15 protein-coding genes are annotated in these 16,055 nt (G+C 34.0%); 8 read left to right on the top strand and 7 right to left on the bottom strand.

Translation table 11 applies throughout. The features are described 5' to 3' along the window. Window positions 1-38 precede the first annotated feature (38 nt). Window positions 39-824 carry a TrmH family RNA methyltransferase gene (locus BLS90_RS08610; RefSeq protein ID WP_091257255.1) on the bottom strand — a complete coding sequence of 262 codons (786 nt, stop codon included), beginning with the start codon at window positions 822-824 and terminating at the stop codon, window positions 39-41. 177 nt (window positions 825-1,001) lie between these two features. Between BLS90_RS08610 and BLS90_RS08605 the strand changes: the two genes are divergently transcribed. From BLS90_RS08605 to BLS90_RS08585, 5 genes are read left to right on the top strand one after another with little or no spacing between them, the layout of a single operon-like run. After that, window positions 1,002-1,604 carry a trimeric intracellular cation channel family protein gene (locus BLS90_RS08605; protein ID WP_091257254.1) on the top strand — a complete coding sequence of 201 codons (603 nt, stop codon included), beginning with the start codon at window positions 1,002-1,004 and terminating at the stop codon, window positions 1,602-1,604. 35 nt (window positions 1,605-1,639) lie between these two features. Next, entirely contained in the window at window positions 1,640-2,590 is a 951-nt protein-coding gene (locus BLS90_RS08600; RefSeq protein ID WP_091257253.1) for a FemAB family protein, read from the top strand. Further along, window positions 2,587-3,687, top strand: coding sequence for a DegT/DnrJ/EryC1/StrS family aminotransferase (locus tag BLS90_RS08595; protein ID WP_091257252.1), 1,101 nt, complete (start codon window positions 2,587-2,589; stop codon window positions 3,685-3,687). Before BLS90_RS08600 ends, BLS90_RS08595 begins: the two co-directional genes overlap by 4 nt. A 3-nt stretch (window positions 3,688-3,690) precedes the next feature. After that, window positions 3,691-5,178, top strand: a complete 1,488-nt coding sequence (locus tag BLS90_RS08590; protein WP_091257251.1) for an oligosaccharide flippase family protein — start codon at window positions 3,691-3,693, stop codon at window positions 5,176-5,178. Continuing rightward, window positions 5,171-5,926 (top strand): acyltransferase, encoded by a 756-nt coding sequence (locus BLS90_RS08585; RefSeq protein WP_245705070.1) that lies wholly within the window; start codon window positions 5,171-5,173, stop codon window positions 5,924-5,926. Before BLS90_RS08590 ends, BLS90_RS08585 begins: the two co-directional genes overlap by 8 nt. 1 nt (window position 5,927) lies before the next feature. Here BLS90_RS08585 and BLS90_RS08580 read toward each other — a convergent pair whose 3' ends face one another. Beyond that, window positions 5,928-6,827 (bottom strand): glycosyltransferase, encoded by a 900-nt coding sequence (locus BLS90_RS08580; RefSeq protein WP_091257250.1) that lies wholly within the window; start codon window positions 6,825-6,827, stop codon window positions 5,928-5,930. Window positions 6,828-6,873: 46 nt separating this feature from the next. Here BLS90_RS08580 and BLS90_RS08575 point away from each other — a divergent pair, with 46 nt between their 5' ends. Genes BLS90_RS08575 through BLS90_RS08565 form a run of 3 tightly spaced genes read left to right on the top strand, consistent with a single transcriptional unit; the run spans window position 6,874 to window position 9,486 of the window. Beyond that, window positions 6,874-7,980: a glycosyltransferase gene (locus BLS90_RS08575; protein ID WP_091257249.1), complete on the top strand. Its 1,107-nt coding sequence runs from the start codon at window positions 6,874-6,876 to the stop codon at window positions 7,978-7,980. A gap of 4 nt (window positions 7,981-7,984) precedes the next feature. Next, the gene (locus tag BLS90_RS08570; RefSeq protein WP_091257248.1) at window positions 7,985-8,389 is read left to right on the top strand and encodes a sugar 3,4-ketoisomerase; all 405 of its coding nucleotides are present in this window, start codon (window positions 7,985-7,987) and stop codon (window positions 8,387-8,389) included. Beyond that, window positions 8,386-9,486 carry a glycosyltransferase family 4 protein gene (locus tag BLS90_RS08565; protein WP_091257247.1) on the top strand — a complete coding sequence of 367 codons (1,101 nt, stop codon included), beginning with the start codon at window positions 8,386-8,388 and terminating at the stop codon, window positions 9,484-9,486. The genes BLS90_RS08570 and BLS90_RS08565 overlap by 4 nt, the downstream gene beginning before the upstream one ends. Here the strand turns inward: BLS90_RS08565 and BLS90_RS08560 are convergent. The 5 genes from BLS90_RS08560 to BLS90_RS08535 form a co-directional block, all read right to left on the bottom strand. After that, window positions 9,483-10,373, bottom strand: a complete 891-nt coding sequence (locus BLS90_RS08560; RefSeq protein ID WP_091257246.1) for a glycosyltransferase family 2 protein — start codon at window positions 10,371-10,373, stop codon at window positions 9,483-9,485. The genes BLS90_RS08565 and BLS90_RS08560 overlap by 4 nt on opposite strands. Continuing rightward, on the bottom strand, window positions 10,373-11,059 hold the full coding sequence (locus tag BLS90_RS08555) for a cell division ATP-binding protein FtsE (RefSeq protein WP_091257245.1): 687 nt from the start codon (window positions 11,057-11,059) through the stop codon (window positions 10,373-10,375). Before BLS90_RS08555 ends, BLS90_RS08560 begins: the two co-directional genes overlap by 1 nt. A 428-nt stretch (window positions 11,060-11,487) precedes the next feature. Then, entirely contained in the window at window positions 11,488-12,402 is a 915-nt protein-coding gene (locus BLS90_RS08545; protein ID WP_091257243.1) for a glycerophosphodiester phosphodiesterase family protein, read from the bottom strand. A 3-nt stretch (window positions 12,403-12,405) separates the two neighbouring features. Continuing rightward, entirely contained in the window at window positions 12,406-13,359 is a 954-nt protein-coding gene (locus tag BLS90_RS08540; RefSeq protein WP_091257242.1) for an alpha/beta hydrolase, read from the bottom strand. Window positions 13,360-13,361: 2 nt separating this feature from the next. After that, on the bottom strand, window positions 13,362-15,863 hold the full coding sequence (locus BLS90_RS08535; protein ID WP_091257241.1) for a TonB-dependent receptor: 2,502 nt from the start codon (window positions 15,861-15,863) through the stop codon (window positions 13,362-13,364). Window positions 15,864-16,055: the final 192 nt, after the last annotated feature.

The following is a 16,055-nucleotide window of genomic DNA, read 5'->3' as shown; positions in this document are numbered from 1 at the left end:
AATCTGCCATTAAAAATTGTTAATCTGCAATCAAAAATCTAAAACCCTCTTTGTCTTTTGGCTTCAAAAATCAAAATAGCCGCTGCAACCGAAACATTCATCGAATCGATTTCACCTTGCATTGGAATAATAATATTTTGAGTTGCTGCCGTACGCCATTCCTCCGTTAATCCAGTGGCTTCTGTGCCAACAACTAATGCAGTTGGGGTGGTATAATCCTGTGTATGATATGTAGTCGAATTTTGCAAAGTGGCGCAATAAAAACTGATATTTCGCTCTTTCAAAAAAGTAATAATTTCTGATGTCGTTCCAGTGGCAATCTGATTGGTAAATAAACAACCTACGCTAGAACGCACAATATTTGGATTGTATAGATCACTTTTTGGATTGGCAATAATCACGGCATCTAAATTAGCAGCGTCGGCTGTGCGAAGTAGTGCACCAATATTTCCTGGTTTTTCGGGCGCTTCGGCAACTAGAATTAAAGGATTTTCAGATAATTTCAAATCAGATAATTGCATTGATTTGGTTTTGGCAACAGCCAAAACACCTTCGGTAGTATCTCGATAAGCAAGCTTCTGATATACTTCCTTATTGATTTCTATCAATGCTGGAGTCGGAGCTATTTGACGCGCTTCGGCCTCAGAACAAATTTCAGGTAAAAACAATAGTGTTTCTATTTCGTAACCCCCTTTAACGGCTATTGCAATTTCACGTTTGCCTTCCATTAAGAAATTTCCGGATTGCTTGCGTGCCTTTGCCTTTTCCTGCAATTGTACTAAAGATTTTATGTATGGATTTTGTATGGAAGTGATTTGTTTCAAGACGTTCAACTATTTAATTAATAGCTACAAAGATACATAGACAAAATCCAGTTTTTATAATAGGGTTCGAATATTTGTTGGAAACCAAGAGAATGTCATATTGTGGGAGTTTTAAGGTTGTTTCACGAGGAATTTCTTTATTTTTGTCCGAATTCGAAAATCAAAATCCCAAATCAAATGTTTCACTTATTAGATATCATCGGTACGATGGCTTTAGCTATGTCGGGCGCATTGACGGCCATGAACAAAAAGCTGGATCCTTTTGGGGTATTTATCATCGCATTTGTCACTGCTGTTGGTGGTGGAACACTCCGAGACATCATGATTGGGCGGACTCCTGTGGGATGGATGTTGGATTTAAAGTATGTTTTTGTAATAGCAATTGGCTTTGTTTTAGCTATTATATTTAGAAAAAAATTCGATAGATTGCGTACTTCTTTATTTTTATTTGACACTATTGGATTGGGTGTTTTTACATTGATTGGTCTTGAAAAAGGAATCAACATTGGTCTTCATCCTGTTATTTGTATTGCTTTAGGAACCTTGACGGCTTGTTTTGGAGGTGTGATTCGTGATATTTTGTGTACTGAAATTCCGGTTATTTTCAGAAGAGAAATTTATGCTACGATTTGTATTTTGGGCGGAATTGTCTTTTTCCTGCTTCGAAAACTGAATTTAGATAATGATGTTTTGTATTTAACGACGTCACTAGTTATCATTTCGGTTCGATTAATGGCTGTAAAATTCAAATGGTATTTACCTACTTTAGAACATAAATAAAAATTGATTACTTTCACGGAGTCTAAAATTTAACAGTGAAAAATTATTCAGTCAAACCATATCGGGAAAGTGATTATGCAAATTGGAATGCCGTTATTGGTCAGGCCAAAAATGCTACTTTTTTATTTCACCGAGATTTTATGGAATACCACAAAGATCGATTCGAGGATTTTTCGTTGATGGTTTTTGAGGGTGAAAAATTAATTGCTGTTTTACCGGCAAATAGAGTTGGAGACATTGTTTATTCCCATCAAGGTTTAACGTATGGCGGATTGGTTTATTCATCTAAATTGAATGGAGAAAAAGTAGAAAACATTTTGGATTCTCTTGTGTTCTTTTTTAAAGAAAATGAGGTGCAATCGTTCTTTTTTAAACCCATTCCTTTATTCTATTCTTCAAAAGGTAACGCTGAGATGGAATTTTTCATGCTTAAAAAAGGAGCGTTTTTGGATAAAAAAGAAATGAATTTGGGTATCAATTTAGCCATGCCTTTGACAATTTCAAAAAGCAAGCTAAAGCATTTCAGGAAAATTGAAGAACTCGATTTAGAAATGGTCGAAGAACAGCATTTGGAATCATTTTGGGAATTGGTTTTAGAGCCAAGATTATTGGAGAAATACAATGCTACGCCAGTACATACTTTACAAGAAATTACTAAATTAAAGGAAAAATTTCCGAATAATATCAAACAGTTTTCAGTAAATTTTGAGGACGTTATTATTGCAGGTATCACCGTATTCGAAACAGAAACCGTTGTCAAATCGCAATATGGAGCTACCACCAAAAAAGGGGAAGAGTTGCGCGCGTTGGATTTTTTATTTATTAATTTAATAAAGAAATACAAGAGCGAAGGCAAACTATTTTTTGATATGGGAATCGTAAATGCGGACAACGAAAAAGGATATCATGCCGGACTTTTGAAACAAAAAGAAGAATTAGGATGCTCTGTTTACAGTCAGGATTTTTATAAAATGAATCTTATATGATACCATTTCTTGATTTAAAAAGGATAAATGATCCGTATGAAGCTGCTTTTCAAGAAAAATTGAAATCGGTTTTAGATAATGGTTGGTATATTTTAGGTAATGAAGTCAATAAATTCGAAACCAGTTTTGCGAACTATTGCGGAACAAAATATTGTGTAGGTGTGGGAAATGGTTTTGATGCTTTACTTTTGATTTTCAAAGGATACATTCAGTTGGGAAAATTGCAAAAAGGCGATGAGGTTATTGTGCCTGCGAACACTTATGTTGCTAGTATATTGTCGATTTTACAAGCAGATTTAATTCCTGTTTTGGTCGAGCCAAAGTTAGAAACTTACAATATCAACCCCGATTTAATTTCTCAAAAGATTACTTCAAAAACCAAAGCGATTCTGGTGGTTCATCTTTATGGGCAATTGGCAGAAATGGATAGGATAAAAGAAATTGCTATGGTGAATAATTTATTGGTTGTTGAAGATGCAGCTCAGGCTCACGGTGCAATCAGAAATCAAGAATCAGTAATCAGTGATCAAATATCAAGCGTAGCATACAGTTTTTATCCGGGAAAAAATTTAGGCGCATTAGGTGATGGCGGTGCGGTTACCACAAGTGATTTGGAATTAGCCAAAGTCATTCGGTCACTTCGGAATTATGGTTCGGAAACCAAATATTACAATGACTACATTGGTATTAATTCAAGATTAGACGAGATCCAAGCAGCTTTTTTGAACGTGAAATTACCGTTTTTAGATGCTGAAAATGAAAAGCGAAGAACAATTGCCAAACGCTATTTGTCTGAAATTAAAAATGAGAAAATAACGCTCCCATTTTGGGATTTGTCAAATAATCATGTTTTTCATTTGTTCGTCATTCGAACCCAAAATAGACTTGATTTACAAGACTATTTAGATAAAAATGGAGTCCAAACGGTAATACATTATCCAGTTCCGCCGCATAATCAAAAAGCATTATCTGACTGGAATCATTTGTCTTTTCCTATTACGCAAAAAATTCATGATGAAGTATTGAGTTTGCCTATAAGTCCAGTTTTGACGATCCATGAGATTACTTATATTGTTGCTGTTTTAAATCGATATTAAAGAATGTCTGATACTAAAACGTCATATCATCAAATTTTAAAAACGACTTCGCTTTTTGGCGGTGTTCAGTTTCTCACGATTTTTATTTCTATAATCCGAACCAAATTAATTGCTGTTTTTATAGGTCCAGCGGGAATGGGGATTATTGCTTTGTTAAATTCTGCTATTGGTATCATTAGTGGTTTCTCCGGTTTAGGAATCGAAACAAGTGCAGTCAAGCATATTTCAGCAGATTACAAGAATGAAGATTTAAATACAGTTTCGGTTACGGTTTCAGTGGTTAAAAAAGTAGCATTAGTAACTGGAATCATAGGGTCTTTAGTAATGTTGCTTTTATCAAATTGGTTGAGTCTGATTACTTTTGGAAATACAGAACAAATGCATTCCTTTATGCTCCTTTCGATTGTATTACTATTTAAACAATTGACAACGGTAGAATTAGCGATTTTGCAAGGGTTACGAAAAATGAGATTTTTAGCTAAAGCAAATTTATATGGAAATATTTGTGGTTTGCTAGTCTCTGTTCCGTTGTATTATTGCTATGGAATTGATGCAATTGTTCCCACGATAATTGGAATTTCTTTATCGGCTTTAGTATTTTCTTTATACTATTCGAAAAAAGTAATAATCGAAAGAAAGAACGTAGCAAAGCCCCAATTAATAACAGAGGGAAAGCGTATCATTAAGCTAGGATTTATGCTGACAATTAGCGGCTTGTTGACTTTATTAACTACGTATTTAATCCAAATTTATGTAGGCAAACAAGGTGGATTGGAACAAGTAGGATTTTACAATGCAGGTTTTACGTTGTTGAATTCGTATGTTGGAATTATTTTCACGGTAATGAGTACTGATTATTTTCCGAGATTAGCTTCGATTTGTGATCATAATGATTTAGTTAGATCGAGTGTTTCGCAACAATCGTTTCTTTCTATATTGATTATTACCCCTATAATAATTTTGTTTTTAACATTGATACCACTTATCGTCAAAGTGGTATTTACAGCTGAATTTACTATTATCATTCCGATGGTTTGTTTTGGAATTTTGGCAATGCTATTTCGTTCAGTCTCATGGTCCATGGGATATATTTTGATCGCCAAAGGAGATTCAAAAATATTTCTTAAAACAGCAATAGGTTTCAATACGTTATCATTACTTTTAAATGTTTTAGGCTATTATTTTTATGGATTGGAAGGACTGGGTTTTAGTTTTTTAGTATATTATGTGATTCATTTTTTTGGTTTAAAAATAATTACTAAAAAAAGATATGATTTCTTTTTTGAGAGTGGTTTTTACCAAATATATTTAATTTGCATCCTGATGTGTCTAGCCACTTTTTTGTTTCGATACATTCCGAATCCAATTTTTAAATATTCTTCAATGGCAATGATGGTAGTGCTCTCTATCGTTTTTGTTTTATTTCAAATGAATAAAAAGATGGCGCTAAAAGAATTTTTCAATGCTTTAATCAAGAAAAAAAATGATTAAAATTGTACAACATAATTATAGAAAAGCAAGAGCAATTTATCAAAAGCTACAGTTTTATTATTCTGTAAATTGGACAAAAACGCTATATTTTAATTTTAAAAAATTTCCTTTTGGTGTTGCTAAACAGCTTCCCGTGTTTTTTTATGGAAACGTAAAATTCACTGCAATAACTGGAAAAATCCAAATCATTGGGCCTATTACAAAGGGAATGATCGGTTTTGGACAACCGTATGAAATGAACACGCTGCACAAAGGTATTGCCGAAATCAATATTTTAGGTGCTATCGTTTTTAGGGGAAACGTACAAATTGGTAAAGATTATTTTATGTATATCGGAATAGATGGATACTGTGAATTTGGTCACATGTCATCATTAGCTTCAAATGCAAAGTTGATTTGTATTGAACGAGTTGTATTGGGAAATTATGCCCGTTTTGGTTCGGAATCTCAAATTATAGATACAAATTTCCATCATATGGTGAATACTCAAACTGGCAAAAAGTGTAAGATGACAGCACCTATTTCAATTGGGAATTACAATTACGCATCCAGCAGAGTGACGGTACTTAAAGGAACTAAAACGCCTGATTTTTGTACTATAGCTTCAAATAGCTTGTGCAACTCTGATTATATTTCTTTTGGATATAATATTTTAATTGGAGGTATTCCTGCAAAATTCATAAAAGATTCTATTTCCAGAGATTGGGAGGGTGAAAAAGCAGCATTGGATGATTATTTGATAATCTAGACTAGGAAAAAAGCACTTGCAATCTCAACTTTATTTTTAGAGAAATATATTTTACTATAAGCATGTAGTTTGCCGTTTTAAAGGCCAAAATCAATTCAAAATGAATGCGTTTTAGAAGGGCTTTATTCTCTTTTTTTGTTTTATTCAGTGCAAATGCCTTTTTTAAAATTAAATAAGTAGAGTGGTTTATTTTTAGTGCTTTAGCATCATTTTTCTTAAAAAAATGGGATCCTAATGAATGCTCGACCGTTCTTTTTTGGATTAAAATTTCATCAATGAAATCGAAATCATATACTCGAGAGGCGCGAATCCAAAAATCTAAATCTTCATAAGCCAGCGACTCATCATATCCATTTAAAGAATTAAATACTGTTTTTTTAACCATCGATGAAACTGAACACATGCAATCTCCGCCAGTAAGAACGGATTCATAAATATTACCCGTAATTCGAGGATTTATTACTTTTTTATAATGGTCCACAGTGAAATAATTAGAGTCAAAAATGCCTTTTTCAGTAATTAATTCAACATTTCCATACACAATTCCGATATTTTTATAAGCTGTATTTTTAAACGCATTTATTTGTGAGCTAACACAATGATGTAATAAAACATCATCAGCCGCCAAGTCAATGATATATTCACCTTTGGCTTTTTTCAAGGCTTTATTGAAAGATTTGGTATTTCCTAAATTAGTGTCGTTTGCAATAAATTGGATTTTCGGGAAATCAAAACGCCATTTTTCGATTACTGCTTTTGAATTATCGGTACTACAATCATCAACAATAATAAGTTCTATTCTTGGATAATCTTGATTAATAACTGAAAATAAACTCTCCAAGATATATTCCTGCTGATTGTAACACAAGCAAATAACGGTAACCAATGGATTGTCTTGCATATTTTTTTAAAAGAGTTATATTTGATACGAAAATAAGAAATCGATAATGATATTGCCTAACAAAAAAATTAAAATTGCATTAATTGGTTATCGATTAAGTACTGGCGGAGCCGAAAAAGTGATGGCGATTTTATCTCAATTTTTTGAAAAACAAGGGTTGGAGGTTCACAATATCATAGTTGTCGATTCCATTTCATATGACTATTCAGGAAAACTTATTAATTTAGGTAAGCTCAAAAATGCATCCAACGGCCTTTTAAATAAATGGAATCGGTTTACTTTTCTTAAAAAATACCTGAACGAAAATCAATTTGATTTCATCATCGACTTGCGATTTAGGATAAAACCCATTCAAGAAATACTCATAGCAAAATGGCTTTATAAAACAAAAACTATATTTACAGTTCATAGTTTTTTGATTGATCATTACATGCCAAACTGGACTTTTCTTAGTCGTTTTATGTACGGAGATTGTTATAAATTAGTAAGTATTTCGGATGAATCCAAAGCATTAATAGAAAAGAAACACCAACTTAAAAATGTTGTCCGAATTTATAATCCAATTGACATTGATCAAATTACCGTAAAAAGTAAAGCGGAGAATGAGCTTGAATTTGATTATATAATTGGCGTAGGCCAAATGGAAACGAATATCAAACAATTTGACAAACTGATTGAAGCGTATTTCAAATCTATTTTGTCAACGAACAATATTCATTTGGTTTTACTGGGTGATGGCAAACAAAAGCAAAAACTTTTAAATGTGGCTACAGCAAGAAATATAGTGGATAAAGTACATTTTTTAGGCTATCAGGACAATCCTTTCAAATATTTAAAAAAGGCACGATTTTTTGTTTTGAGTAGTTTGAATGAAGGTTTGCCTAATGTTATTTTAGAATCTTTGGCTTGTGAAACGCCAGTTATAGCTTTTGATTGTTCATCAGGACCCCGAGAAATGATTCAGCATAAGGAAAATGGATTGTTGGTTGCCAACCAAGATATAGAAAAACTTACCGAAGCAATGAATTTATTGGAGGAAGACGAAAATTTATATCGATATTGCAAGCAAAATGCGTTGCGAAGTGTGCAATCTTTTTCGGTTTCAACTATCGGAAAACAATGGTTGGATCTAATGAAAATCACCTTAAAATAGAATTATGACGACACTAATAGACATTCAACTTTTGCAAATTCCCGTTGTAGAAGATACGCGGGGAAACCTTGCATTTATTCAAGAGGCCGTTTTACCATTCGAATTCAAACGGGTGTACTACCTTTTTGATGTTCCTAGTAATGCTTTTAGAGGGGGTCATTCACATATTGTGCAGCAAGAAGTTTTAATCGCTTTGAGCGGAAGTTTTGAAGTAGTTTTAAATGACGGAATAGAAAAAAAATCATTTCTATTGAATAAACCTAATATTGGTTTGCATATTCCGACGGGAATTTGGAGAGAATTACAAAACTTTTCTTCAGGAGCCGTATGTTTGGTTTTGGCTTCCGATGTTTATGACGAAGAAGACTATATTCGGGATTTTAATGAATTTTTGGAGTCTAAAAAATGAAGCTTTTATACCTTGTTCCTAACATCAATAACGCGGGAGGTGTCGCTCGAGTACTTTCGATAAAAACTAATTATCTTATTGAACACTTTGGATACGAGGTTCATATTTTTACTCAAAACAATGGTTCTTCTGCTTTATTCCATCCCTTCAATCAGAATATTGTTTTTCACGATATGCTGTTAACAGGCACTGCAATTAGTCGTTTTAATTTGTACCAAAATGCATTAAAAGCGAAACTAAAAGTCATTCAGCCAGATATCATTATTGTATGTGATAACGGTTTAAAAGCCTACTTAATTCCTTTTATTTTAAAAAATAAAATTCCGCTAATTCTAGAAATGCACAGTTCCAGATTTATCGAGGAAAAAGAAGTTAAAAAAAACATTTTGACTAAAATCACTTTAAGTTTTAGGACTGTTTTGAAAAACAGAGGTATCAAAAAATACGATCAATTTGTAGTCTTAACTAGCGAAAGTGGAAAAGAATGGAATGTCAAAAATACGCTAGTGATTCCAAATCCATTATGGTTTACGATAAGAAAGCACAATGCTTTACAAAGCAAAAAAGTAATCGCCGTTGGGAGACATACTTATGAAAAGGGATTTGACAGGATGTTGGCAATTTGGAAAAAAGTAGTAATAAACCACGCAGATTGGACGTTGGATATTTACGGGAAATCAACTGAAAATCTAGATTTACGTTCAATCGCTAAAAATCTAAATATTTATAATAATGTTACCTTTCATGAGCCAGTTCAAGATATTGAAGAGAAATATTTGGAAGCTTCTTTTTACCTTATGACGTCTCGTTTTGAAGCTTTTGGCATGGTGTTAATTGAAGCGATGGCGGCTGGATTGCCATGCGTTGCTTATGATTGCCCCAGTGGGCCAAGAGAAATTTTGACTCCGAACGAAAATGGATTTTTGATCGAAAATGCCAAGGAATCAGATTACGTGCAAGCCGTAGTAGATCTAATCGAAAATGCGACACTAAGACAACAAATGGGTGAAAACGCGAAATTATCCATCGAAAAATACAACATCGATGTGATTATGCAAACTTGGGATGAATTATTTATTAGAATAAAAAAGAATTAATTTTCTTGCTTAATGGAACATAAATAGCCGATTCGAAACCAATTGAACAGCAATAAATTAGGATTATTTCCGGTTAAATTCCGAACGAGCGCGCGCTCCAGTACGAAATGTATTTTTGCAATAATAAAAGTTGATTTTGTTTTTCTCAAAAAGTCATAGAAGCGAAGCAGCTTGACAAAAACAACATCAATTTTTTTGGATTGGTACAACGCAATCAAATTTTCTAAAGACTCTTTAGTTTTTTTTATATAGACCACATTTATGTCAATATCTCCGTGTTCAACAGCATTTTCTATATGATTTACTCTAGCTTGTAACAGACTTAATTGATACGAAACTTGCGTGTCGTCGTGACCATATTTTTTTAGATGAGCATCAAATTTTACTTGATTGAAACACTCTTTTTTAATTATAGTATTGTTAAAGAGTACGGATGAATAGGTTTTTTTCTTTCTGTTTTCGGCAGTTTTATCTTCAATAAATCTTCCGTATTTCCAACGTAGTTTTTGATCGTCGGAAGGGCATTTTTCAGGATGCAACCTACCGCCATAAACAACATCAAAATCATGAAGATTGTCAATGTATTTTTTTATAAAATTATCATGAATAATAATAGAGTCTCCATCGATAAAAAGCAAATAATCAAATTTTGCTTGTTCAGCTAGGGAATTTCTGTTTTCTCGATGCGCTAGTTTTTCTTTTATAGAAACAAAACTGCAATTGGATAATGCGTTTACATTCTCATTAAATGCATTCAAACTTGATTGTGAAGCGTCGTCTTGACACAAGATTTCAAACACTATTCCGCGCTTTATACATTGCTTTTGCAACTCCAAAACCATCGGATAAACATTGTAATTGTATATAGGAACAAGAATGGAAAGCATTATGCGTTTCGCTGCTGAATCACTTCAAAAATTTTGGCGTCTTCACATTTCAATGTTTTGGAAGGGAATTTCATTAACAAGGCATAATCATGCGTTGCCATAATGATGGTTTTTCCATTGGCATTGATTTTTTTTAATACCTCTAATACTTCTGCACTTGTTTGTGGATCTAAGTTTCCTGTAGGTTCATCTGCAAGAATTAATTCGGGATCATTCAGCAAAGCACGAGCGATGGCCACTCGCTGTTGTTCACCTCCAGAAAGCTGATGTGGCATTTTTTTACCAAAATCTTTCATCCCTACTTTATTCAAAACTTCTTCAATTTTATGCTGCATGTCTACGTTATTGATCCAGCCCGTTGCTTTAAGTACAAAAAGCATGTTGTCATTCACAGTACGGTCTGGAAGCAGTTTGAAATCTTGGAAAACGATTCCGATCTTTCTTCTCAAAAAAGGAATGTCATCTTCTTTTAAAGAGGCTAAATCAAAGTCTACAATGTTTCCCTCTCCTTCGGTTAATGGCAAATCAGCATACAAAGTTTTCATTAAGCTGCTTTTTCCTGATCCTGTTTTTCCAATGATGTAAAGGAATTCCCCATGATTTACTTCCAAGTTCACCTCTGTTAAAATAGATTTTCCTTCTTGATAAATAGTTACATTTTTTAAAGACAGTACGGATTGTGACATAGTTTGCATTTGTTTTTGGGGTAAAAGTAATAAGATAACGCTTCTATTCAAAATAAATTCTGTTGTATTCAACGGATTTTCAAAAAACAGGGATAAAACGGGGAAAGTAGGGATTTTGTTTCAGGACGAATTCAAAATACTATTGATGGGGTTTAGGGTTAGTGTCTAGGTTTTTTATATAAAAACCGATTCCTAAAGTGAGACTACCAAAATAAAACATCTTCTTATAGTAATTCGCTATTTTAAGCCAATTTATCCTCATGTTATTGTTGCTTGAACTTCTCATTTTAGCATAAAAAAAGAGTAGAAAAGGAAGGTTTTCTACTCTTTTAATGAAATTTGATTTTTTAAGGATCTTTTCAGGACCCTCGCCCAAAGCATGATTGTTTTGTTGCTTTCAGGAAAAAGCGAAATCCAGACGGGTTTTCTTATTTTTTAAAGAGCAATCCTCTATCGGGATAATCCGTTATGATACCATCAACTCCCCAACCTAGAACCGTTTTCATCCGACTTACTTCATTAATAGTCCAAGGAATAACTTTCATTCCTTTGGCCTGTAATTCTGCTACAACTTCGGCAGTCAATAGCGTATGTTCCGGACTGTAGATGTCTGGATTAAATCCCAAAGCATCTAAATTTGTTTTTACACTATCTTTATACACCAGAGTCGCTAGTTTGTAATCCGGGTAGGCTTGATGTATATAGCGCAGTACTCTAAAATCAAAACTTTGGATCGTTAGTCTTTCCATTGGGATACGCCCTTGGATCGTTTTAATAAATAAATCCACAAAAACCTGAGGTGTTGGATGGTATTTATTATCCCCCTCTGGAGTACTTTTTATTTCAATATTATAATTGATCTTTTGGTCAGATAAAAGTTCAGACTGCGCAATTACATCCAGTAGCAATGGTTTTGAAATCGTACTGTTAGTCTGCTCAGAAAATTGCGAATGTGTGATGCTGCCACAATCATATTGCTGTACTTGTAAAAATGTAGTCTGGTAGATATTTAAGTTTAATTCGTCCTCCTTGTTAATAGTGTTTCCCAAACTATCCAAACAAATTATGTGATTGAAAAACGGATCATGGGATACCAGTATTTGGATGTCCTTTGTAACAACAACGTCTAGTTCTAAAGTATTTACACCCAATTCGATTGCTTTTTCAAAGGCAACTAATGAATTTTCGGGGTAGAGTCCTCTGGCTCCACGATGCCCCTGTAAATCAAAATTAAAGTGAGTTTGAATTTCACCAGGAAGTAATTGGACTGTTTGTTTTTCTTGTTTAGCCTTGCAGCCTAGCAGGCACATTGCTAGAACTGCTGTGATTAAAATTTTATTCATATTTTACTGTAAGATTGTTTGGTTTAAAAAGCGCACTGTTTCCTGATAAACGCCTTGCCAATCCTTAGAACGCAAATCACAAGCAATAACATGATCACCACTTTCAGGAAAGGCTATTTTTGTTTTTTTATTTTCAGGTGTTCCTAAAGAGTTAAACATTTTATGCATGGCAGCAACGGAAACGACTTGGTCTTGTTCCTTTTCATTTTTATAATAATAACCTAAGAAAACCGGACACTTGATCTTTTCAAAAGTATTTTCGATCATGTTTTGCTTAAGCATTGTGATTAAGGACACGTATCCATTGATGTGGTAATTGGTAGACCAGTATTTAGCTTGTTCTTCCGGGCGGTTTTGTGTTTGCATATCGCCGCCAATGGTCTCTTTGAATTTCTCTTTACCACCTGGCAGAATAATTCCAGCCATGGCAGGATTAAATAAATCCACAAAGGGTGAATAAAGAATCAATCCCGAGATACTAGGATCTTCGGATGCCAATTTCAAGCTTAAAGTTCCTCCAGTGGAGGTGCTTACTAAAATCACTTTTTCTCCCAGTTTTTTCCCAATTTCTAATGCTAGTTTTGCAGAGGCAATATAGTTTTCAGGCGTAAGAAATTCAAAGGTATTTTTACGATAAATACCATGTTCCTCTAAACGGGAGAGGTAGATGTTGGCTTTGTATTTTGTAGAAAGCATTTTTAAAACTGGTTCTCCTTCACGGTGACTGGCGCCAAAACCATGCAAATAAACAAAAGCAACAGCTGTTTTTTTGTTTTCATACCCATCAGCCCACATTATTTTAGCTGCATTATTTGGCTTGATTCCAATTACTGAGGCTTCTGCATTAGCGAGATAGGAATCTAAGTTGGCTATTTCTATTGTGCTTATTCCTTCTTGGCCAAAAATAGAAGTGCAGAAAAAGAGTGCTGCAAGTATCGTGTTTATTGTTTTTTTCATTTTTAAAATTTAACCGCCATTTGTACACCATAAAATTGAGGTGCACCAGCTATAAAAGTAGGTATTCCAAATGCACCTCCGGTATTACCTGCATCAATAATATACTTTTTGTCAAAAAGGTTAGTCATGAATAATCCAATTTCGTACTTTTTTCTTACTGTTAAACCCGTTCTGATATTCAAAAGGCCATATCCTCCTTGTGAAATATTAGGTAGGTTTGTTTCTTCAAAAAATACTTTCGATTTGTAAGTATAGCTAGGTCTAAGGTAAAGGTCTATTTTCGTACTGACGGTTGGATTGTAATTGAATCCAACAGAAAAAGAATGTTTTGGAGTCAATCGGAAAGTATTTCCCGCTAATTGTTGTTGGTTTCCGTCCGAATCCGTTTCATCAAAGGCAGCATCAATGTATGCATAATTAGCAAAGAATGAACTGTTTTTTGTAAATTGATATTGTACGGCGGTTTCAAAACCAAAAGTTGATGCCGCGCCGCTATCATTTGGCAGAATCACTAAGCCATTCTGTTCGTCTAATCGTGCAATAGTCGTTTGAAAGTTGCTGTAATCGTAGATAAAAGCGTTGATGTCAAATTGTAATCGGTTGTTTAGGAAAAGAGATTTGACTCCAAATTCATAAGACCATACCGTTTCATCTGATAATACATCAACAGTTTTTGCAGTAACATTAATTACATTAGGTCTTCGGCCTCTGGCAACATTCCCAAAAAGAGTAATATGGTCTGTAATGTCATAATTTATGGCAAATCGGCCAACAGCAGAGGTGAAGGTTTCGCTAGCGGTACGTTTTCCATTTGTTGGCGCAAATAAGTTGTTAGGATAAACCCCTAAAAAATTACCCAACACACCCGGCTGATCTGCATTTTGAACTTCTAAACCCGCATTGCTATTTTCCAAAGTTGCTCTTATGCCCACTGTGAAGGTTAATTTATCGGTTAAGTCATAAGAGGCATCAGCAAAGAGGTCTCCAGAATAATTCTCGCCAAAATTGGTTGATTTTTCTTTATTAAAAGGTAAAAGTGGTGCTCCTGCCAATGGACCAAAAGCAGGGTCATTTGGAATGTTTGGGTATAAGGTAGCAACGCCATTGACGATTAGTGTGTTTCTAGCTGCCAATAAGGCAAAATAACTTTGTTCATTTACTTCAAAAGGAACCGCTTGTGATCCTTTTTCATAAAAAAGATTTGCTCCAAAGAAACCGGATAATTTATTTTTATCACTAAAATTGAATCTCATTTCTTGGCTGAATTGTTTTCCTTCAGCAATTTCTCTAAAGTAAAGTACTGGAGCTGCCGTACCATCGGCATCAAAAGCTTCATCTGAATTAAATGCTCTATAAGCTGTAGTGGCTGTCATATCCCAATTAGGGTTGATCTCAGATTTCAATATCGCTGTAAGACCATATACTTCTCTGTCAATCCCCAATTCGGATCCTCGCTCTAAGTCTGCAAACGTATTTGGGCTGGTCGTTCCTCCAAGGGGTGCAAAAGTTCTACTTTTGAAGCTAGTTCCCGGCGGAGTATCCTGTTGCCAGTTTGCAATTACATCTAAACTGGTTTTATCGCTAATTAAATATTTTAACGAAGTTCTAAATGCCACAGTTTTTTTTCCGTTCAAGTTGCCTCCAGATCTGTTTTCTATAAAACCATCCCTTTTACTTAGGATTCCGGCTACTCTTACAAATAGTTTGTCCTTAATAAGGGAAGTGTTTACAAACCCATTCACTGAGAATTGGTTAAAATTACCCGTTCCTATTTTCAGTTCTCCTGAATTCTCGTTTTTAGCTTTGTTTTGAATAATATGCATGGCACCAATTTGCGCACCTCTACCAAAAAGAGTTCCCTGAGGACCTTTTAGTACTTCAACGCGTTCAATGTCAAATAATTCTACCACAGATCCTCTGGATTTACTGATTGAAACACCATCTTGAAAAATAGAAACACGAGGTTCTACTCGAGAATCTCCACTATCACTGGTAATTCCTCTAATAACGATACCAGGATTATTTACACTTTGAATCTGGATTTGTAATCCAGGAACATAATCTGAAAAGGCATCATATTCTGAAATTCCTAAATTTTCAATAAATTTTCCTCCGTAAGAGGTAATGGCTATGGGAACATCTTTATTTAATTGTTCTCTTTTTTGGGCGGTAACAATAATGCCATCCAATTGAAAGGAACTTTCTTTTAAAATAAAATTTTGTGTTGTTTGGGATTGGTTTAAAGAGATTGAAATTTTTTGGCTTTCGTAACCAAGGTAGGCCACTTGAATGGTGTAGGTGCCGAATTTTATATTTTGCAATTGGTAACTTCCAGCAATATCAGTTATCGTATTCTTAGATATGGTATTAATGTTGATTGATGCGCCAATAAGAGGTTTGCCTGCTTCATCTGTGATGATTCCTTTTAAAGTGCTGTTTTCTTGTGCTTTAATTGTAAAAAACCATAGTGTACTCAATAAAATAAAATAGTAATTAACTTTCATTTTTTTTAATGTTTATGTTTAAATTTATTAAAGTAAAGGTATTTTTATGGTGTTAAGCCAAAACTCGTTGTCAGTTACTATTGTGTTAACGGATCGGGTGATCAGGTTATTAAAAAGTATAGTTATTGGTCCGTCTATTTTAAGAAGGTTAATTTATGAACGGTTATAAAAAAATGTTCATAATAAAAACCA

The sequence above is a fragment of the Flavobacterium omnivorum genome (assembly GCF_900099915.1).
In the GTDB taxonomy this organism is placed as follows: Bacteria; Bacteroidota; Bacteroidia; order Flavobacteriales; family Flavobacteriaceae; genus Flavobacterium; species Flavobacterium omnivorum.
Note: the sequence above shows the minus strand (reverse complement) of the source record. Positions and strands in the feature narration are given on the sequence as shown.

Coding starts and splice junctions, on each gene's coding strand:
- BLS90_RS08575 (WP_091257249.1), top strand. CDS start 6,874: ATGATATTGCCTAACAAAAAAATTAAAATTGCATTAATTGGTTATCGA.
- BLS90_RS08555 (WP_091257245.1), bottom strand. CDS start 11,059: ATGTCACAATCCGTACTGTCTTTAAAAAATGTAACTATTTATCAAGAA.
- BLS90_RS08545 (WP_091257243.1), bottom strand. CDS start 12,402: ATGAATAAAATTTTAATCACAGCAGTTCTAGCAATGTGCCTGCTAGGC.
- BLS90_RS08595 (WP_091257252.1), top strand. CDS start 2,587: ATGATACCATTTCTTGATTTAAAAAGGATAAATGATCCGTATGAAGCT.
- BLS90_RS08605 (WP_091257254.1), top strand. CDS start 1,002: ATGTTTCACTTATTAGATATCATCGGTACGATGGCTTTAGCTATGTCG.
- BLS90_RS08585 (WP_245705070.1), top strand. CDS start 5,171: ATGATTAAAATTGTACAACATAATTATAGAAAAGCAAGAGCAATTTAT.
- BLS90_RS08540 (WP_091257242.1), bottom strand. CDS start 13,359: ATGAAAAAAACAATAAACACGATACTTGCAGCACTCTTTTTCTGCACT.
- BLS90_RS08560 (WP_091257246.1), bottom strand. CDS start 10,373: ATGCTTTCCATTCTTGTTCCTATATACAATTACAATGTTTATCCGATG.
- BLS90_RS08580 (WP_091257250.1), bottom strand. CDS start 6,827: ATGCAAGACAATCCATTGGTTACCGTTATTTGCTTGTGTTACAATCAG.
- BLS90_RS08535 (WP_091257241.1), bottom strand. CDS start 15,863: ATGAAAGTTAATTACTATTTTATTTTATTGAGTACACTATGGTTTTTT.
- BLS90_RS08565 (WP_091257247.1), top strand. CDS start 8,386: ATGAAGCTTTTATACCTTGTTCCTAACATCAATAACGCGGGAGGTGTC.
- BLS90_RS08590 (WP_091257251.1), top strand. CDS start 3,691: ATGTCTGATACTAAAACGTCATATCATCAAATTTTAAAAACGACTTCG.
- BLS90_RS08570 (WP_091257248.1), top strand. CDS start 7,985: ATGACGACACTAATAGACATTCAACTTTTGCAAATTCCCGTTGTAGAA.